This is a genomic window from Streptomyces sp. HUAS CB01 (assembly GCF_030406905.1).
Classification (GTDB): Bacteria; Actinomycetota; Actinomycetes; order Streptomycetales; family Streptomycetaceae; genus Streptomyces; species Streptomyces chengbuensis.
The window spans coordinates 7032905-7051500 of sequence record NZ_CP129137.1 but is presented as its reverse complement, the minus strand read 5'-3'; the positions used below and the strand labels follow the sequence as shown (position 1 = coordinate 7051500).

Genomic DNA, 18596 nt, shown 5'->3' with positions numbered 1-18596 from the left:
CTGGCGGGTGACGAGGAGAACCGCAAGCCGAGCGTCGGGATCACCATCACCATCCCGTTCCGCAACGCCGAGGACTCCGAGGAGGACTGACCCGGCCCGGCCGGCCCGGAGCACGCCGGGCCGGCCGGAACCACCCAGCCCCGTGTCCGCCCGGCGTGACGGCCGACCGCCGGGCGGACCGGCCCACCCCTCCGCCCCCGCACCCACCGACCCACCGTTCGAGGAACGTCAAGGAGCCGAAGTGCGCGTACTGCTGGTCAACATGCCCTGGTCCCCCATCGACCTGCCCTCACTCGCCCTCGGCATCCTCAAGCGCAGCATCGACGAGCGTGTCCCCGGGGCCACGGCCGACGTCCTGCACGCCAACCTGGAGTTCACCGACTGGATCACCGCCCGCCGGGAGTTCACCGCCGACGACTACGAGTACTACGCGCTGTCCTCCTACTTCATGGGGTGCGGCGACTGGGTGTTCTCCTCGGCGCTGTACGACGACCCCACGTGGCGGGAGGACGAGTTCGCGTCGGTGATGAAGGGCAAGCTGCGGTCGTCGCGGATGCGGATGACGCGGGAGCTGCACCGGGAGGTGCCGCGGTTCGTCGAGGAGATCGCCCGGCGCGTCGTCGAGTACGGTCCGGACGTCGTCGGGTTCACCTCCACCTTCCAGCAGAACACCGCCGCGCTCGCCGCCGCCCGCCACGTCAAGCGGCTCGCACCGCACATCGTGACCGTCATGGGCGGGGCCAACTGCGACGCCGAGCAGGGGGCGGCGGTCCACCGGAACTTCCCGTTCGTGGACCACGTCGTGCGCGGTGAGGGCGAGACCGCGTTCCCGGAACTGGTGAGGGCCCTGGCCGAGGGGCGGACCGAGCTCGGCGGTATCCCGGGGCTGTGCCACCGGGCCGCCGACGGCACCGGCGTCGTCAACCCGATGGCCACCGCGCCGCTGCCGCCCGCCCACATCCTCCCGCCGGACTACTCCGGCTACTTCGAGTGCCTGGCCGCCTCGGTGGCCCGCAACTGGGTGGAGCCGAAACTCGTCGTCGAAGGCGCACGCGGCTGCTGGTGGGGCGAGAAGCACCACTGCACGTTCTGCGGTCTCAACGGGTCCTTCATGCAGTTCCGCAGCAAGAGCCCGGACGTCTTCTACGAGGAGATCATGGACCTGGCCCGCCGCCACCGGGTCCTGGACATGTACGTCGTCGACAACATCCTCGACATGGGCTATCTGAACACCGTGCTGCCACGGATCATCGACAGCGGCTACGACCTGCGTCTCCACATCGAGATCAAGGCCAACATGCGGCGGCCCCAGCTGCGCACCCTGTCCGACGCGGGACTCATCTACGTCCAGCCCGGCATCGAGAGCCTCAACAACCGGGTGCTCGACCTGATGGACAAGGGTGTCAGCGGATGCCAGAACGTGCGCATGCTGCGCGACGGGGCCGAGACGGGCCTGTCGGTGTCCTGGAACTATCTGCACGGCTTCCCGGGGGAGACCGCGGAGGACTACGAGCCGGTCATCGCGCAGATCCCCGCCCTGGAGCATCTCGACCCGCCCGTCGACCTGTCCGCCCGGATCGCGATCGAGCGGTTCAGCCCGTACTTCAACCGGCCCGAACTCGGCTTCACGGGGCTGCGGCCGGAGGCGCACTACCGCTTCACCTACGACCTCCCCGAAGAAGAGCTGTACGACCTCGCCTACGTCTTCGAGGCCCCGGCGCGCGGCATCGGGGAGCCGACCGTGGGCGCCCTCAACGACGCGCTGGCCGGCTGGCGGAAGCACCACACCGACGCCCGGCTGACACACACCGATCTGGGTGACCGGATCGTGCTCGTCAGCCGGCGCCGCGCGTTCCCGTGGCGCGCGATGGAACTGGCCGATCCGTTCGAAGTGGCCCTGTTCCGGCTGCTGGACCAGCCGCACGCCCCTGCCGCCCTCGCCCGCAAGGCGGCCGCCCGCGTCCCCGGCGACCCGCGCGGCCAGGAGGAGGTGGAGCGGATCCTGGACGAGTGGGTCGCCCTGGGCGTCGTCTTCACCGACGGCGGCCAGTACGTGCACCTCGCCCCGGCCGCGGTGAACGAGGACCTGCTGCGGCTGGACTTCATGCGGCATCTGCACACCACCGGGGTCTACGCGCCGACGGCCGCCGGCGGTGCCGCGGAGGACGGCACGGGACGGTCCGACGGCGGTGACCGCGATCGTGCGGACGACCCCCTCGATGCCGACCGGCCCCCCGTGTCCGTCTGACCCGCCGTCCCGAACCCGCTGTCCCGAACCCGCTGTCCCCAGGAGGCTTCATGACCAGCGCAGTCCACCCCCCGAGCACCCCCGCGGACGACGTGCCGCTGACGGTCACCGCCTGGCGCGACTACGATCCGGACGCCTGTGCCCTGCCGGGCATGGCACTGGGCAGCCACCGGATCTCCGGCCCGGTGGGCGAGGAGACCGACCGGCTGTGGGGACTCGGGGCCCGGCGGGTGGTGGTGCCGCGCACCGTCGACCTGTCCCCTGCCGCCAACTCCGCGCCCGCCGCCGCGCGTCGCACGGTGCGGTCGCTGTGCCTGGTGCGGGACCTCACCGCCCGTGCCGTGCTCGTCGAATGGCGGCTGCGCATCGGGCCCGGCGACGACGAGACGTGGAAACTGCTGAGCCATCTCCAGCCGCCGCAGCGGCTGGAGGGTTCGGACCGGGCGGAGGAACAGCTGCTCGCCTGGCGGAGCAGCCACTACCTGTGCAAGTGCCTCTGGCGGCAGGGCCCCGGGTTCCTCCAGATCCGCGACCGCCGCTGGGGCGACCTGCGCCGCTTCACCTGCGACGAGCCGCACTACCACGACGCCATCGCCCGGCTGGACCACGGCGCCCCGGCGACGGACGTACCGCCGGACGCCCTGGCCGACTTCACCGAGGAGCATCTCGTCCTGCGCGTCGGCGACCTGGCCTGGTGGCTGCCGTACCGGGTGAAGCGATGGATCCAGGAGGCGATGGCGATCTGATCGCCCGGTGCCGTGACCGGAATGGTCTGCCGGGAAGGTCGCGGCGTCGTGTGCGGTGCGTCGCACGGCGGAGGACCGCCCTCGGACCGGACGTACGCGGGTGGGGCGACGACCCCGCGAGGTGCCGTGCGGGGCGTCGTGAGCCGGTGGACCTGTCCGAGGCCCGCGTCGGCCGGCGCGGGCTGCTCCCGTGGTCCCGCCGCGCCCCGCGCACCCGCACCGCCCGGCTCAGAACAGCGTCGGATCCGCCTCGCCGGCCTCCTCCGTGCCGGGAAGCTCCTCCTGGTGGCCCGCCGCGTCCACCGCCGGGACGCGCGTCATGCTGCCCTCGCACAGGACGAGGGCCCTGCGGCTGCGCTTGTGGTCGTGGACGGACACCATGCCGTACGCGCTCGTCGGCGCCCCTGCGTACACCCCGCCGCACACCGGGCACTTCACCCGCGGATACCTGGCCATGACCCCAGTGTCGTGCACACCACCGACACCGGCCGTGGCGCGCGGACACCGCATGGCCAACTCTGCTGTCTTTACGGTGTGTTGGACCCGCACATACGCTCGCGCCTCATGGACACCTCCGGCACACGCCTTCCCGGAGTCATGGCGCTCGCCACCGCGGGCGCCCTGCTCCTCACCGGTCTCCTCGGCCCCGCGACCTCGGCGTCGGCCGTCGCAGGGGCACCGCCGACACCGTCGCAGCGGCCGGCGGCGTCCATCGCGTCGTCCGTGACCGGGAGCGCGAACGTCGTGCCCGTGCAGACCACGGGGCCCGTGGACAAGCGGTTCAACCTGGTCTTCCTCGGTGACGGCTACACCGCCGCCGAGACGGGGAAGTTCCGTGCGGACGTCGGCAGGCACCTGAACGTGCTGTGGAGCATCGAGCCGTTCGCGTCGTACCGCTCCTACGTCAACGTGTGGGCGGTCGAGGTGCCGTCGGCGGAGTCGGGCGTCGACTGCGACCCCTCGCTGGACGCCCCGCGCCGCGACACCCCGCTCGGCATGGGCTTCTGGGGCGGCTGCAACGCCGGCAGCGTGCAGCGGCTGCTCACCGTCGACAGCGGCGCGGCGAACGCGCTCGCCGACCTCGTCGGGGGCACGTCGGCCGCCAACCGCCAGATCGTGGCCCTCGCCAACAGCGACACGTACGGCGGCGCGGGCGGTACCTACGCCACCGCGTCCGGCGGGAACGCGCTCTCCTCCCTGATCACCCCGCACGAGATCGGCCATTCGCTCGGCAGGCTCCAGGACGAGTACGACTACTACGCGCGCGGCGTCCCGGGCGGTGCGTACGAGGGCGGCGAACCGGCCTCCGCCCACCACACCCTCCTCACCGAACGGCAGATGCGCGAGCAGCGGGCCAAGTGGTGGCGCTGGCTCGGCGAGCCGAGCGAGTCCGGCGGCACCATCGGCCGGCACGAGGGCGGGCTGTACAGCACCAAGGGCGTGTGGCGGCCCAGCCGGCACTCCCTGATGAAGACCCTCGGCTACGCCTTCGACCAGGTGGAGCGGGAGGTGATGGTCGCCGCGATCTCCGGGAAGGTGAACCTGGTCCAGGGGCACACGCCGAACACCGCCCCGATCGGCGCCGACCGGACGGTGTGGCTGGAGACGCTGCATCCCGTCGGCGGTGAACTCGACGTGCGCTGGCGGCTCGACGGCCGTCCGCTGCGGACCGCCGACGGCGCCCGCACGCTCGATCTGCGCCGCCTCGGGCTCGGCAGGGGCACGCACACCCTGACGGCTACCGTCTCCGACCCCACGCCGTTCGTCCGTGACCCGGCCGTCCGCGGCTCCGCCGCGCTGACCCGCACGGTCTCCTGGACTGTCGACACCGCGGTACGCACCGAGCACACCCCCGTCGCCGCGGCGTTCACCGGACACACGGACACGGCCGCACCGGTCGGGGCGGACTCCGTGGTGTACGCGGACACCTCGCATCCGACCGACCGCACGTATGCCGTCCGCTGGTCCCTGGACGGCCGGCCGCTCGTCCGGCCGGGCAACGACCGGGATCTGGACCTCGGAGCGCTGCGGCTGCGCCCCGGCACGCACACGCTGACGGCCCGCGTCCCCGGTTCGGGCGCGGTGCTGCGCTGGACGGTGGACGCGACGCCCGCCGCGGGAGCCCACGAGCTGTCCGAGCCGCTGCGGACGGTCCGCAAACCCGGCAGGCCGGTGGAGTACGTGTACGACGGTCCGTTCACGATGCGGCTGACCGCCCGTGACGACCGGGCGGGCACCGTCGTCTCCCAGTTCCGGGTCGACGGCGACGGCTGGTACACGTACTACGGCTGGCCGACGGACGCGGACGCGCCGTTCCGCTTCACTCCGGAGGGCACGGTCATCGACGACCTCGTCTACGGCAAGCTCGGCACTCCGCGTGCGGTGCCGTGGGACGACGCCACGCCCGACTACGGCACCCACACCGTCGAGCACCGCACGATCGACGCGGCCGGGAACGTGAGCGGGGCGGCGCGCTTCCTCGTCACCCTGCTGCCTCCGGCGGCCGGGCGGTAGCCGGACGACGGCGGTTGGCCGCCGGCCCGCACCACCTGGGGGGGGACCTCAGCCGTCCGCGCCGCTCTCGGTGAACCCGACCCTGGCCGGTCCGTCGCCCTGGATCGGGTCTCCGCGCGACCAACCGCACGCCTCGTGGAACGAATTGGCAGCGGCGCTGTCCAAGCAGCCGGCACGCGTGTCGGCAACGTCCCGGGACGGCACGGCCAGAGCACCTAGCCCACGCGCGCGACGCCCGCGTAGCCCGGGATCGGGTCGTCACCGGTGACGGCGACGGCCTCGCCGAGTTCGGGATGCCATTCGGCGGTCAGCGACACGCCGGGCTCGACGAGGTCGAGTCCGTCGAAGAACCGGGCGAACTCGTCGCGGGAGCGGGGGCGCAGGGTGAGTCCCCGCTCCTTGTACATCGCGCGGGCCAGGGCCGCCTTCTCGGGGTCGAAGTCGCCGGTGGTGTGGGACAGCACGAGGTAGCTGCCGGGGGCGAGCCGGCCCACGAGCCGGTTCACCAGTTCGTAGGCGCCGTCCTCGTCGTCCACGAAGTGCAGCAGCGCGAGCAGCGACAGGGCGATGGGCCGGTCGAAGTCGAGGACCTTGCCGGCCGCATCGAGGATGGCCTGGGGACTGCGGGCGTCCGCCTGGATGTACTCGGTCGCGCCCTCGGGGGTGCTGCGCAGCAGGGCCTCGGCGTGGGCGAGGACGATCGGGTCGTTGTCGCAGTAGACGACGCGGGACTCGGGAGCGACCTGCTGGGCTATCTGGTGGAGGTTGGGCTCGGTGGGGATGCCGGTGCCGACGTCGAGGTACTGGCGGATGCCGTTCCCGCCGAGCCAGCGCGTGGCGCGGTGCATGAAGGCCCGGTTGACCCGGGCCATGTCGCGGCCGCGCGCGTCGAGCTTGAGGAGTTGCCTGGCCATCTCCTCGTCGACCGGGTAGTTGTCCTTGCCGCCGAGGAACCAGTCGTACATCCGGGCCGGGTGCGGCTTGCTGGTGTCGATGCGTACGGCGGCGGGGTCTTGCCCGGTCATCTGGCGCCTCCAGGGGGTCGGGGTGTGGCGGTGGACGGACGGAACTGCACGTACTGCGACGGTTGCTGAGCCGGGGTCAGGCCGATCGGGCCGGCCCGGGCCCCCAGTTGATCACGTCAGGAGGAAGTCTGCCTGACCGGCCTTGGCGCCCTGGATGAAAGCGGCGATCTCGCCGTGCGTGTAGATGAGCGCGGGGCCGTCGGGATCGGCGGACTGGCGCACCGCGACCCTGCCGTCGGCCAGCTTCATGGCCTCGATGCAGTTGCCGCCGTTGCCGCCGCTCCACGGCTTGTGCCAGCCCTCCGAGCCGAGCTCCCGGGCGGGCATGCCGTTGTATATGCGGTCCATTCACAGCTCCTTGCGGACGCTCCGGAGGAGGTCCTTCGTGCGTTGTGCGGTGGCGGCCTGGGCCGCCATGCGGTCCATGACCTCCAGGTGCGAGGCCACCTCGGGGCGGGCGTCGAGGTAGACCGCGCCGGTGAGGTACTCGCTGTAGACCATGTCGGGCAGTTCGGGCACGGCGAAGCGGAAGAGCACGAACGGCCCGTAGGTGCCGGCGTGGGGTCCGGTCGCGAACTCCGCGACCTGGAGCGTGATGTGGGGCCGCTCGGCCGCTTCGAGCAGCCGGTCGATCTGCGCCCGCATCACCTTCGTTCCGCCCACGGGGCGGCGCAGCGCCGTCTCGTCCATGATCACCCAGAATCTGGGTGCGTCGGACCTGCCGAGCAGTCCCTGTCGTTCCATGCGCAGGGCGACGTGCCGCTCGATGTCCTCGGCGCTGGTGGCGCCGAGGGCTCCGCTGTGCATGACGCCGCGCGCGTAGTCCTCGGTCTGGAGGAGTCCGGGGACGAAGTGCGGCTCGTACGCGCGAATGAGGGAGGCCGCCCCCTCCAGGCTGACGTACATGCTGAACCAGCCGGGGAGGACATCGTGGAAACGCTGCCACCAGCCGGGCTTGTTGGCGTCCTCGGCGAGCTGGACGAAGCCCTCGGCCTCGTCCTCGGGGATGCCGTAGGCCCTCAGGAGGAGCTGGACGTAGGGGATTTTGAGAGCGACTTCCGCCGTCTCCATCCGGCGGATGGTGGCGGGGGCCACGCGGAGGACCTTGGCGGCCTCTTCGCGTCTCAGGCCGGCTCGCTCCCGCAGATCCTGCAGTCGCTTGCCCAGTACGACCTGCCCCACCGTGGGGGCGGACCGCGGCTCGCTCACTACAGACCTCCCCAGCGCCCTGTTCTCGATGTGCACGACCCGACGTCACGACATCGGTGTCACGACGAGTGTGCCATGCCACCCTGTCCCAGCACCCGGCACTCTGCAATTTTCAGAGTGCCTCTTGCCAAGTGTCGGCTTCGGGGGGAGAGTGACTCGGTGAACCAGTTCACGAGGCTGCCGCGCCTTGCCCGGGGAGAGGCATGTACGGCACTGCTTCCCCACCGTTAAGGATTGGTCGTGGCTCCTGGTAACACGCTCAGGCCCGTGATCGCGGTGCCGCGTCAGCCGGCCTCCCCAGTGCCGGCGATCCGCCGCTTCGGGTTCGAGCTCCCCGGCCGGGCCGACTCGGTCGCACGCGCCAGGCACCTGATCCAGGAGCGCATGATGCGCTGGGGCGTCGACAGGAGCCACTTCGACACCGTGGCGCTGGTCGCCTCCGAACTGTTCACCAATGCCGTCGTGCACACCGCGAGCCAGCGCGTCCTGTGCGAACTGCACGACGTGCCGGGCCAGTTGCGCATAGCGGTGCAGGACGAGGGCTGCCCGCCGGGCGAGCCGCGACTGCGCCGGGACTCCGTGGAGGAGGGCGGGCGCGGACTGCTGCTGGTGGACGCCGTCAGCAGCGCCTGGGGCGCGCACGACGCGCATCCGGGGCCGGGCCGGGTCGTCTGGGCCGAGCTGGCTCTGGGGCGGCCGTGCTGAGGTCGATGGCCGGCCTGCTCTCCCGGGGGCGGGACCAGGCGGGCGAACCGCTGCGCCTCGACGTCCCGCCGGGCCTGTCGGCCGCCCTCGGCCACGACGCCGTCGGACTGCCCGCACGGCACGGCCGTCGGCTGCTGGCGAGGCTCCCCCGCACGGGCTGTGTCTACGCGGACACGGACTGGATGTGGTGGATCGTTCCGGCCGGCTCCGACCAGGACCTCACGTGGCCGCTGCCCGCGTACTACTCCCGCGGGGCGTACGTACCGGCCGCGGACACCCGGCTGATCCACTGGCCCGAGAACTCCAGCCCCTACACGCCGCCCATCCCGCTGTACCTCATGATCTGCCAGATCACCGGTGTGGCGCCCGCGTGGGCACGCTACGGAGCCAGGAGCGCACAGGGCGTGTGAGCGGCCCGGGGCGGACGGCCCCTGCCCGCCGCGCCCCCCCCTTCTCCCCTCCCCCGTCCCCTCCCGCGCTCCCCCGTCACCGCGCCCGCGCCCCCCGCCCGCGTGGCCCGCACACCGCTCACGGAGGGGGCGTGACGGCGCCGAGTCCGACACGTCACACCGCACCGGACTCCATCACGAAGGGGATTCGAAACCTCGTACGATCCCCGCATGGTGAACCACTCCCCCGGCCCCGCCCCCGACGAGCGAGCCGCCCGCGCCTTCCCCGCACCCGACGGCCTGACCGGCGTCGGCATGATCGTCGTCGGGCCCGGTGGGCGCATCCTGCTCGGCCTGGACCACCACGGCCGCTGGGAGCTGCCCGGCGGCAAGGTGGATCCCGGGGAGAGCTTCGAGCGGGCGGGGGCCAGGGAGCTGGCCGAGGAGACGGGGCTGCGGGTGCGCGAGGAGGACGTGACCGTCGTCGCCGTGGTCATGGACGGGAAGCGGGGGGTGACCCGGATCTCCGCCGCCGGTCTCGTCACGGGGGTGGAGGGCGAGCCCGAGGTCACCGAGCCGGACAAGATCGTGCGCTGGCAGTGGCACGAACCGGCTCACATTCCTGGCGAACTGTTCGAACCCTCCGCCGCGGTCCTGCGCGCCTGGCGTGCGGATCTAACACTCCCGGAGGTTTCTGCGTACTCCTATCCGATTTCTGTTATCGGCGCGGAGGCAGGGCGTCTCCCAGGTGTCGGAGGAGACACGTCCCAGCCCAGGAAGAGAGTGGACACAGCGTGAGCAGCGAACGCGAAGCCGCGGTGATCATGGCGGCGCAGGCCGGTGACCAGCACGCCCAGGACCGGCTCGTCGCCGAGTACCTTCCGCTGGTCTACAACATCGTCGGCCGCGCCATGAACGGCCACGCGGACGTGGACGACGTGGTGCAGGAGACCATGCTCCGCGTCCTCGGCGGACTGGACGCGCTGCGCAGCCCGGACAGCTTCCGCAGCTGGCTGGTGGCCATCACCATGAACCAGATACGCGGCCACTGGCGCGAGCGCCGGGCCGGCGCGATACCCGGCGCCGGCGGGCTGGAGGACGCGTACGACGTCGTCGACCCCGGCGCGGACTTCGTGGACCTGACCATCACCCGCCTCGGCCTCTCCGGGCAGCGGCGGGAGACCGCCGAGGCGACCCGCTGGCTGGACGAGGACGACCGCGCGCTGCTGTCGCTGTGGTGGCTGGAGGCCGCCGGGGAACTCTCCCGGGAGGAGGTCGCGGCCGCGCTGGAACTGTCCCCGCAGCACACCGCGGTGCGGGTGCAGCGGATGAAGGCCCAGCTGGAGACGGCCCGCGTGGTCGTGCGCGCGCTGTCCGCCGATCCGGGCTGCGTGCTGCTGCAGCCGATCGTCGCGGGCTGGGACGGCATGCCGTCGGCGCTGTGGCGCAAGCGGATCGCCCGTCACGCCCGGGGCTGCACGGTCTGTTCGGGGCACTGGTCGGGTCTGGTGCCCGCCGAGGGGCTGCTCGTGGGTCTCGCCCTGGTGCCGGTGGCGGCGTCCCTGGCCGCCTTCGCGCCGCAGACGCCGGACCTGGCGGCCACGGCGTCGTTCGGCAGCCCGGCGCACTCGGGCGGCGGACCGGCCGCCGGTCACGCCCAGGGCTCCCCGTACGCCCCGGGCTCCGGCCGTGGCGGTGACAGCGGCCCGTCGGGGGACGCGCCCGGCTCCGCCGAGGCGGCCGGCGCCGGCTCGGCCCGCACCCAGGCCCGTCTGGAGCGGGCGCGGCGGCGGCGCCGCACGACGGCCGTCGCCGCAGCGGTCGCCGCGCTGGTGACCGCGGGCGGCACGGCCCATCTCCTCCTCGGCCCCGACGAGTCCGAGGAGCCGGCCTCCACCGTGGCCGCGCCCGCCTCGCCCGCGCAGCCGTCGCCGTCGCAGTCCGCTTCCCCGTCGCCGTCGCAGTCCGCCTCTCCGTCGCCCAGCCCGAGCGTGAGCGCGAGCACCGGCAGGACGGCCAAGCCGAAGCCCAAGCCGAGCACGGCGAAGCCGAAGCCCAAGCCGACGCCCACCCCCGAGGCGCCGGACCCGGAGCCGCCGCTGCCGAGCGGGGACGTCGCCCAGGTCGTCGCCCTGGTCAACGCGGAACGCTCAAAGGCGGGATGCGGCCCGGTCCGCAGCAACGACAAGCTGGAGACCGCCGCGCGGCGCCACTCCGAGGACATGGCGGCCCGGGGCTACTTCGACCACACCAGCCCGGACGGCAGCGACCCCGGTGACCGCATCACCGCAGCCGGCTACCGGTGGAGCACGTACGGGGAGAACATCGCGCGGGGCCAGCAGAGTCCGTCGTCCGTGATGGACTCGTGGATGAACAGCCCGGGCCACCGGGCCAACATCCTCAACTGCTCGTTCAAGGAGCTCGGCGTCGGCATCCACGACGCCTCCGGCGGGCCCTGGTGGACGCAGGCCTTCGGCACGTCCCTCTGACGGCCCCGTGCGGCGTTCACCCTGACCGTCCCGTGCGGCGTTCACCCTGACCGCCGCCCCGTGCGCCGTTCCCTCCGGCCACCCCCCGTGGGCCGCCTCCCGCAGGCGGCCCACACGCCGTTCGGGGCCGTCGGCCCGCACGCCCCTCGCACCGGTGGCCGGCACCCGCCCCGGGCCGCGGCCCACGGTGGTCCATGCCGACCGGAACAGAGTCTTCCGGAAACCTGCACACCGAACACGCAACCGACGCACCGCGATTGACCTCCGCCCCGCCCGCCCCGCGGGCTTGGCGGCCCGTTGATCCATTGGACCGGAGTGTCCGATTCCGCGACGACTCGTCATTTCACCCGGACGGAATCGAGCCGGTGAAACTTGTGAAGAAGTCGCCACCGCCTCGTGGACGCGCCTGCACCTGAACGCAATTCCGCGACGGATCGGGCGCCGATCGGGCGCCCTGGGATTGGATGTTGGGTCCGCCGTCGTGCTTTGATCCTGCGCACTGCGGGAGTTGCACACGGGTTTCCGGTTTCGTGGACCCGCACGCCCGCCGACGCGGCCGGTACGTAATCCGGCGGGGCCGGCCGTGACCCTGAGAAATATCCACATGAAGGGAAGCTTCATCATGAACTTCACCCCCCAGGTCGAGACCGCTGAGATCTCCGACGCCGACCTCGACAACGTCTCCGGCGGTCTGCACAGCGCCGTGGCCGCCGGCGCGGTTTCCGGTCTGACCTCCACCGTTGACGGCATCGTCCCGGCCTCGGCCCTCGTGGGCTCCGTCGTGGGCACCGTCGAGGGTGCGACCGGCCTGAACACCGGTGCCGTCACCGGTCTCGTCGCCGGCCTCTGAGCACGCCCTGAGTGAGCCCCGGAACCTTCCCCGTTCCGGGGCTCACCGCGCTTTTCACCCCCGGACCCGGACATATGCAGTCGAGGGAAGAGTTACGTGCAGTTCCGCCAAAAGGCCCTTTCCAAGCTGCAGTCACCGGAAGAAATCGATCTGCCGGTCCGTTTCGCCCGTCCGCAGGGCTGGCTCGTCCTCACCGTCACGGTGATCGCGATGGCGGCCGCCGCATTCTGGGCGACAACCGGTTCCGTTTCGTCCACGGTGCACGCACCGGGAATTCTCACGCACGCCCAGGGCAGTTACGTCCTGCAGAGCCCGGTCGCCGGTCAGGTGACAGAGGTGCTCGCCGAGGAGGGCAAGAGCCTCCCGGCCGGTGCCCCTCTCCTGCGGGTGCGCACCTCCGCGGACCGGACCCAGGACGACGGTGAGTCCACCGGCGGGGACGGCACGGGCGACGACGGACCGGACTCCGGCAGCGGCGACGGCGACGGCGACGGCGAGAGCGGTGACGCAAGCGGGGACGGCGCCCGGAAGAAGGACGGCACGCTCGTGCGGACCCTCGCCGCGGGCCGTGTCACGTCCCTCGTCGCCACCATCGGTGCCGTCGTCACCACCGGCGCGGACGTCGCCGTCCTGGAACGCGTCGACGACGCACGCGCCCCGCTGAAGGCGCTGCTCTACCTTCCCGCCGACAACGGCACGGCCGTCCCCGTCGGCGCACGGGTGGACCTCACCGTGCAGTCGGTGCCGTCCGAGCAGTACGGAGTGCTGCGCGGACGGGTCAAGGCCGTCGGGCGGACCTCGCAGAGCCGGCAGCAGATCGCCGGCTTCCTCGGCGACGGCCAGCTCGCCGAGCAGTTCTCCCGCCAGGGCCGGCCCGTCGCCGTCCTGGTGGAACTCGACCGCTCCCCCCGCACCGAGTCCGGGTACGCCTGGTCGTCCTCCGAAGGGCCGCCGTACGCCGTCGCGTCCATGACCCCGGCCGGCGGCGCGATCCGGCTGGCCGACCAGCGTCCGATCGATTGGCTGCTCCCGTGACGGCTCCCTCCCCCACGACCCCCCGCTCCACCGGCGCGCGCCGCGGCGGCGGTCAGCGGCGCGCCGACCCGCGCCGGGCACGGAAGGCCGCCGCGCCCGCGAGGCAGAAGAGCGTCCGCACCCCCACCGTGCTCCAGATGGAGGCCGTGGAGTGCGGCGCCGCCGCACTCGCCATGGTGCTCGGCCACTACGGCAGACACGTGCCCCTGGAGGAGCTGCGGATCGCCTGCGGTGTCTCCCGCGACGGCTCCCGCGCCAGCAACATCCTCAAGGCGGCCCGCAGTTACGGACTCCAGGCCAAGGGCATGCAGATGGAGCCGGCCGCGCTCGCCGGGGTCCGGCCGCCGGCCATCCTGTTCTGGGAGTTCAACCACTACGTCGTGCACGACGGCATGGGGCGCCGCCTCGGTCGCCGCGGTGTGCACATCAACGACCCGGACAAGGGCCGCCGGTTCGTGTCCATGGAGGACTTCGACACCAGCTTCACCGGAGTGGTGCTGGTCTTCGAACCCGGCGACGGCTTCCGCCGCGGCGGCCGCAAGCCCGGTGTCCTGCGCTCCGTGCCGGCCCGGCTGCGCGGCACCACCGGCACGCTGGTCGCCGCGCTGCTCGCCAGTCTGCTGCTCGTCGCGGTCGGCGCGGCGCTGCCCGCGCTGAGCCGTACGTACATCGACATGTACCTGGTGGGCCGTCAGACCTCGCTGCTCGGGGTCCTCTTCGCCTCGATGGCGGCGATGGTCGCGCTGACGGCCGTGCTGACGGGGCTCCAGCAGGCGAACCTGCTGCGCGGCCGCGTCATCTCGTCCACGCTGAGCAGCGCCCGGTTCTTCCGGCATCTGCTCAGACTGCCGGTGACGTTCTTCGGCCAGCGAAGTCCCGCCGACCTCGTCCAGCGGCTGCAGTCGAACGACGCGGTCGCCGAGACCCTGGCCCGTGACCTCACCGCGTTCGGCGTCGACGGCGTCGTCGTCGTCCTGTACGCGCTGCTGCTGTGGACGTACGACCCGCAACTCACCGTCGTCGGGGTCCTCGTCGCGCTGCTGAACGTGGTCGCGATGCGGATCGTGGTGCGGCTGCGCGCGACCCGCACCCAGAAACTGCGCGCCGACAGCGCCCGGCTGACGAACACCTCGTACACCGGCATCCAGCTCATCGAGACGATGAAGGCCACCGGCGGTGAGAACGGCTACTTCCGCCGCTGGGCCGGTCAGCACGCCATCACCCTGGAGGAGCAGCAGCGGCTCGGTGTGCCGAGCGCGGTGCTGGCCGTCGTGGCGCCCACCCTGGCCACGCTGAACAGCGCGCTGATCCTGTGGATCGGCGGTCTGCGTGCGGTCGAGGGCCATATCTCGATGGGACTGCTCGTGGCCTTCCAGGCCCTCGTGACCCGGTTCACCGCGCCGATCACCCGCCTCAACGGCATGGCGTCGCGCATCCAGGACTTCGCCGCCGACGTGGCCCGGCTGAAGGACGTGGAGAACTTCCCGGCCGACGGGCTGTACACCCGCCCCGAGCCTCCCGCGAGCACCCGCAGGCTGCGCGGCCACGTCACGCTGGAGAACATCACCTTCGGCTACAGCCCGCTGGACAAGCCGCTCCTCACCGGCTTCTCGCTGTCGGTGGGCCCGGGCAGCCAGGTCGCGCTCGTCGGCGGCTCCGGCAGCGGCAAGTCCACCGTGTCCCGGCTGATCGCAGGTCTGTACAGCCCCTGGGAGGGCGTCATCCGCATCGACGGGCGGCGGCTGGACGAGATCCCGCGCGGCGCGCTCGCCGCCTCCGTCTCCTTCGTCGACCAGGAGGTGTTCCTGTTCGAGGGCACGGTCCGCGACAACGTCGCCCTGTGGGACCCGTCGATCACCGACGAGGCCGTCGTCGACGCGCTCAAGGACGCCCAGCTGTACGACGTGGTCGCGCGGCGGCCCGGCGGTGTCCACGGCCGGGTCGAGCAGGACGGCCGCAACTTCTCCGGCGGGCAGCGGCAGCGGCTGGAGATCGCCCGGGCGCTGGTGCGCCGGCCCAGTGTGCTGGTGCTGGACGAGGTGACCAGCGCGCTGGACGCGGAGACCGAGCAGCTGATCATCGACGGTCTGCGCCGTCGCGGCTGCGCCTGCGTGGTGATCGCCCACCGGCTGAGCACCGTTCGGGACAGCGACGAGATCGTGGTCCTCGACCACGGCACGGTCGTGGAACGCGGGCGGCACGAGGAACTCGTCGCGCGCGGGGGCGCGTACGCCGAACTGGTCAAGGAGCACTGAGGTGATCCCCGTACAGCCCGGTCACCACACCGGGTCCGCGCACCCCGACGACGCGGTGCTCGCCGCGTTCGGCGGCCTCGGGCAGCACGTCGACTGCGCCGGGCTGCGTAGTCTGCCGCTTGAGGGTCCGCAGGTGCTGTGGCTGCTGGTCGACGGCGCGCTCGACCTGTTCGCGGTCGACGCGGCCCAGCAGGGGCACTGGCACTTCCTCGGACGGCTGGAGAAGGGCACGCTGCTGCTCGGTCCGGTGGAGGGGCCCCAGCACACCCTGGTCGGCCGGCCGTTGCAGGGGTGCGTACTGCGCCGGATCCCGCTGCTGGAGCTCCGGCCGCAGTCCGGGTACGGCGACGCCTGGTCGTACCAGAGCCCCTACCAGAGCCGGTACGACAGCCAGGACGGCACCCTCAGCCTGCTGGAGCACGCGTTCGCGCTGGGCGTCGGGCGCGGCCAGCGGGTGCTGTTCGAGGCACCGCTGGACGGGCGGACGACGGACGACGACGCGGTGACGGACGACGACGTCCTGTGGTTGCCGGTCTTCCCCGGCAGTGTGCAGTACGGCGCCGCCTTCAGCGCCGAGGCCGCCGCCGATCTGCTCGTCGACGGCGCGCTGTGGCAGCAGATGGTCAACCAGCAGTACCGGTTGCTGTCGGGGCTCGACCGCTGGATCGAGCGGATGGAGCAGGCCCACGAGGACCGGGCGGCCGCCGGGATCAAGGCCGGAGAGGCGGTGCGCGCGGGCGCCGACCAGGCGCTGCTGGCGTCCATCGGCCGCTCCGGCAGGGCCTCGTCGGCCCGCTCCCGGGGTGCCGTCTCCGACGACGCCGCGTACGCGGTGTGCCGGCTCGTCGCCTCCGCGGCGGGCGTCCCGCTCGCCGAACCCGCCCGGGGAGGCCCGCTCGACGAGCGCACCGGCCCGGTGGAGCGCATCGCTCTCGCGTCCCGGGTGCGTACCCGTGCCGTCCGGCTCGACGGGCGCTGGTGGCGGGAGGACTTCGGCCCGCTGGTGGGGCACCGGGCCAAGTCCGGGGCGCCGGTGGCGCTGCTGCGGCGGCGCGGCGGGTACCAGGCGGTGAACCCGGCCACCGGCAGCCGCATCCGCGTCGACGAGGACAACGCCGAGGAGTTCGAGCAGCGGGCCGTGATGTTCTACCGGCCGCTGCCCGAGCGGCCGTTGGGCCTGTGGCGGCTGATGCGCTTCAGTCTCCGGGGCTCGCGCGCGGACGTGCGGAACCTGGCCGTCGCGGGGCTGGTCGCGGTCGTCCTGGGCGCGTTGGTGCCGATCGCCACCGGCAAGGTGCTCGGGGTGTACGTGCCGAACGCCCAGACCGATCTGATCGTCCAGGTGTCGGTGGCCGTGATGGTCGCGGGCGCCGTCTCGGCCGTGTTCATGCTGATGCAGAACCTCACCGTGCTGCGCATGGAGGGACGGATCGAGAGCACGCTGCAGCCCGCGGTGTGGGACCGGCTGCTGCGGCTGCCGACGAAGTTCTTCGCGGAGCGCTCCACCGGCGAGCTGGCGAGTGCGGCGATGGGCATCAGCGCCATCCGGCGGCTGTTGTCGGGTGTGGGGCCGGTCGTCGTCCAGGCGAGCACGGTCGGGGCGATGAACATGGTGCTGCTGCTGGTGTACAGCGTTCCGCTGGCACTCGCCGCGATCGGCATGCTGCTGGTGATCGGCACGGTGTTCCTCTGCCTGGGGCTGTGGCAACTGCGCTGGCAGCGGCGGCTGGTGGAGCTGAACAACAAGCTGAACAACCAGGCGTTCCAGACCCTGCGGGGACTGCCCAAGCTACGGGTCGCGGCGGCGGAGAGCTTCGCGTACGCGGCGTGGGCGAAGCAGTTCGCGCGCAGCCGGGAGCTGCACCGGCGGGCGGGCCGGATCCGCAATCTGACGACGGTCCTCGACGCGGTCTACCTGCCGCTGAGCGCGCTGATCATGTTCATGCTACTGGCGGGGCCTGCCAGCGGCAGCCTGACGGCGGGTGAGTTCCTGACCTTCCACACGGCCGTGACGATGATGCTCACGTCCGTGACCCAGCTGACCGGCGCGCTGGTCTCGGCCGCCGCCGTACTGCCCATGTTCGAACAGATCAAGCCGGTCCTGAACGAGGCTCCGGAGGTACGGGGGACGAGCACCCAGCCGGGCGAGCTCTCGGGAGCGATCGAGGCACGGAAGGTGTCATTCCGCTACACCCGTGACGGCCCGCTCGTCCTGGACGACGTGTCCCTGAGCGTGCGGCCCGGGGAGTTCGTCGCGATCGTCGGTCCCAGCGGCTGCGGCAAGTCCACGCTGCTGCGGATGCTGATCGGCTTCGACCGCCCGTCCTCCGGCAGCGTGCTGTACGACGGCCAGGACCTCGCCGCCCTGGACCAGGCCGCCGTACGCCGCCAGTGCGGTGTCGTCCTGCAGAACTCCCAGCCGTTCACCGGGTCGATCCTCGACTGCATCCGGGGCGCGGAGCCGTTCACCGAGGAGGAGGCGTGGGCGGCGGCCGAGATGGCGGGGCTCGCGGAGGACATCCGCCGGATGCCCATGGGGATGCAGACGATGATCTCCGGCAGCGGCGCCGTCTCCGGCGGGCAACGGCAGCGGCTGATGATCGCCCAGGCGCTGGTGCGCCGCCCGCGCGTGCTGTTCTTCGACGAGGCGACGAGCGCCCTCGACAACGCGACCCAGCGGATCGTCACCGAGAGCACCCGCGCCCTGCGCGCCACCCGCGTCGTCATCGCCCACCGGCTGTCGACGGTGACGGACGCCGACCGGGTGATCGTCATGTCCGAGGGCCGCGTGGTGCAGCAGGGCCCGCCCGCCCTGCTCCTGGCGGACGTGGACGGCCGGCTGCACGAGCTGGTGCGGCGGCAGATGCTGTGAGCGCACGGCGCCGGGGCAGGCGCTCGCACCGCCCGGGCGCGCCGGCGGGGCCGGGCGGCGCGTGCACGCCCCTCGCCGCTCCCCCGGCAGGTCCGGGCGAACATCTGGACGTCGAGATCGGCGGCACCGACTGGCCGCGGGGCGCGCCTCGCCTCGACCCGGCCGACCGCCGGCGCCTGATCGCCCCCCTCGACGATCCCGCCGGCGGCGGCCACGGCGGCTCCGCCGACGTCCGTTACGACGGCACGGGCGGCCTGGC

15 protein-coding genes are annotated in these 18596 nt (G+C 72.5%); 11 read left to right on the top strand and 4 right to left on the bottom strand.

What is annotated here, in order from left to right:
- The first annotated feature begins 241 nt into the window (after nucleotides 1–241).
- Both QRN89_RS30760 and QRN89_RS30755 read left to right on the top strand, forming a co-directional pair.
- Entirely contained in the window at nucleotides 242–2248 is a 2007-nt protein-coding gene (locus QRN89_RS30760; protein ID WP_290352685.1) for a RiPP maturation radical SAM C-methyltransferase, read from the top strand.
- A gap of 50 nt (nucleotides 2249–2298) precedes the next feature.
- Nucleotides 2299–2994 carry a DUF5825 family protein gene (locus QRN89_RS30755; protein ID WP_290352684.1) on the top strand — a complete coding sequence of 232 codons (696 nt, stop codon included), beginning with the start codon at nucleotides 2299–2301 and terminating at the stop codon, nucleotides 2992–2994.
- 228 nt (nucleotides 2995–3222) lie between these two features.
- Here QRN89_RS30755 and QRN89_RS30750 read toward each other — a convergent pair whose 3' ends face one another.
- Nucleotides 3223–3450: a hypothetical protein gene (locus tag QRN89_RS30750; protein ID WP_290352683.1), complete on the bottom strand. Its 228-nt coding sequence runs from the start codon at nucleotides 3448–3450 to the stop codon at nucleotides 3223–3225.
- 108 nt (nucleotides 3451–3558) lie between these two features.
- On the opposite strand from QRN89_RS30750, the gene QRN89_RS30745 reads away from it, so the two are divergent.
- Entirely contained in the window at nucleotides 3559–5508 is a 1950-nt protein-coding gene (locus QRN89_RS30745) for a M64 family metallopeptidase (protein ID WP_290352682.1), read from the top strand.
- A 215-nt stretch (nucleotides 5509–5723) separates the two neighbouring features.
- Here the strand turns inward: QRN89_RS30745 and QRN89_RS30740 are convergent, their stop codons facing one another.
- The 3 genes from QRN89_RS30740 to QRN89_RS30730 form a co-directional block, all read right to left on the bottom strand.
- On the bottom strand, nucleotides 5724–6533 hold the full coding sequence (locus tag QRN89_RS30740) for an SAM-dependent methyltransferase (protein WP_290352681.1): 810 nt from the start codon (nucleotides 6531–6533) through the stop codon (nucleotides 5724–5726).
- A gap of 111 nt (nucleotides 6534–6644) precedes the next feature.
- Nucleotides 6645–6881 carry a DUF397 domain-containing protein gene (locus tag QRN89_RS30735; protein ID WP_017944273.1) on the bottom strand — a complete coding sequence of 79 codons (237 nt, stop codon included), beginning with the start codon at nucleotides 6879–6881 and terminating at the stop codon, nucleotides 6645–6647.
- Nucleotides 6882–7742 (bottom strand): Sco1979 family transcriptional regulator, encoded by an 861-nt coding sequence (locus QRN89_RS30730; protein WP_290352680.1) that lies wholly within the window; start codon nucleotides 7740–7742, stop codon nucleotides 6882–6884.
- 240 nt (nucleotides 7743–7982) lie between these two features.
- On the opposite strand from QRN89_RS30730, the gene QRN89_RS30725 reads away from it, so the two are divergent.
- From QRN89_RS30725 to QRN89_RS30690, 8 genes are all read left to right on the top strand, one after another.
- Nucleotides 7983–8447 (top strand): ATP-binding protein, encoded by a 465-nt coding sequence (locus tag QRN89_RS30725; RefSeq protein ID WP_290352679.1) that lies wholly within the window; start codon nucleotides 7983–7985, stop codon nucleotides 8445–8447.
- Between the two features lie 5 nt (nucleotides 8448–8452).
- Nucleotides 8453–8857 (top strand): hypothetical protein, encoded by a 405-nt coding sequence (locus QRN89_RS30720; RefSeq protein WP_290353924.1) that lies wholly within the window; start codon nucleotides 8453–8455, stop codon nucleotides 8855–8857.
- A gap of 210 nt (nucleotides 8858–9067) precedes the next feature.
- Nucleotides 9068–9634: a nucleotide triphosphate diphosphatase NUDT15 gene (locus QRN89_RS30715; protein WP_290352678.1), complete on the top strand. Its 567-nt coding sequence runs from the start codon at nucleotides 9068–9070 to the stop codon at nucleotides 9632–9634.
- Nucleotides 9631–11325 (top strand): sigma-70 family RNA polymerase sigma factor, encoded by a 1695-nt coding sequence (locus QRN89_RS30710; protein WP_290352677.1) that lies wholly within the window; start codon nucleotides 9631–9633, stop codon nucleotides 11323–11325. Before QRN89_RS30715 ends, QRN89_RS30710 begins: the two co-directional genes overlap by 4 nt.
- 622 nt (nucleotides 11326–11947) lie before the next feature.
- Nucleotides 11948–12175, top strand: a complete 228-nt coding sequence (locus QRN89_RS30705; RefSeq protein WP_093658099.1) for a type A2 lantipeptide — start codon at nucleotides 11948–11950, stop codon at nucleotides 12173–12175.
- 96 nt (nucleotides 12176–12271) lie between these two features.
- Entirely contained in the window at nucleotides 12272–13210 is a 939-nt protein-coding gene (locus QRN89_RS30700; protein ID WP_290352676.1) for an HlyD family efflux transporter periplasmic adaptor subunit, read from the top strand.
- 137 nt (nucleotides 13211–13347) lie between these two features.
- Complete coding sequence (locus QRN89_RS30695) at nucleotides 13348–15465, top strand: NHLP family bacteriocin export ABC transporter peptidase/permease/ATPase subunit (RefSeq protein ID WP_435833309.1); 2118 nt, start codon at nucleotides 13348–13350, stop codon at nucleotides 15463–15465.
- 1 nt (nucleotide 15466) lies between these two features.
- A complete protein-coding gene (locus QRN89_RS30690; RefSeq protein WP_290352675.1) occupies nucleotides 15467–18337 on the top strand; it encodes an NHLP bacteriocin export ABC transporter permease/ATPase subunit in 2871 nt (956 codons plus the stop codon).
- Nucleotides 18338–18596 lie beyond the last annotated feature (259 nt).

What these genes read in the sequence shown, in the direction of transcription:
- QRN89_RS30755 (WP_290352684.1), top strand. Translation starts at nt 2,299, where the DNA reads ATGACCAGCGCAGTCCACCCCCCGAGCACCCCCGCGGACGACGTGCCG.
- QRN89_RS30750 (WP_290352683.1), bottom strand. Translation starts at nt 3,450, where the DNA reads ATGGCCAGGTATCCGCGGGTGAAGTGCCCGGTGTGCGGCGGGGTGTAC.
- QRN89_RS30745 (WP_290352682.1), top strand. Translation starts at nt 3,559, where the DNA reads ATGGACACCTCCGGCACACGCCTTCCCGGAGTCATGGCGCTCGCCACC.
- QRN89_RS30740 (WP_290352681.1), bottom strand. Translation starts at nt 6,533, where the DNA reads ATGACCGGGCAAGACCCCGCCGCCGTACGCATCGACACCAGCAAGCCG.
- QRN89_RS30735 (WP_017944273.1), bottom strand. Translation starts at nt 6,881, where the DNA reads ATGGACCGCATATACAACGGCATGCCCGCCCGGGAGCTCGGCTCGGAG.
- QRN89_RS30720 (WP_290353924.1), top strand. Translation starts at nt 8,453, where the DNA reads ATGGCCGGCCTGCTCTCCCGGGGGCGGGACCAGGCGGGCGAACCGCTG.
- QRN89_RS30715 (WP_290352678.1), top strand. Translation starts at nt 9,068, where the DNA reads ATGGTGAACCACTCCCCCGGCCCCGCCCCCGACGAGCGAGCCGCCCGC.
- QRN89_RS30705 (WP_093658099.1), top strand. Translation starts at nt 11,948, where the DNA reads ATGAACTTCACCCCCCAGGTCGAGACCGCTGAGATCTCCGACGCCGAC.
- QRN89_RS30695 (WP_435833309.1), top strand. Translation starts at nt 13,348, where the DNA reads ATGGAGGCCGTGGAGTGCGGCGCCGCCGCACTCGCCATGGTGCTCGGC.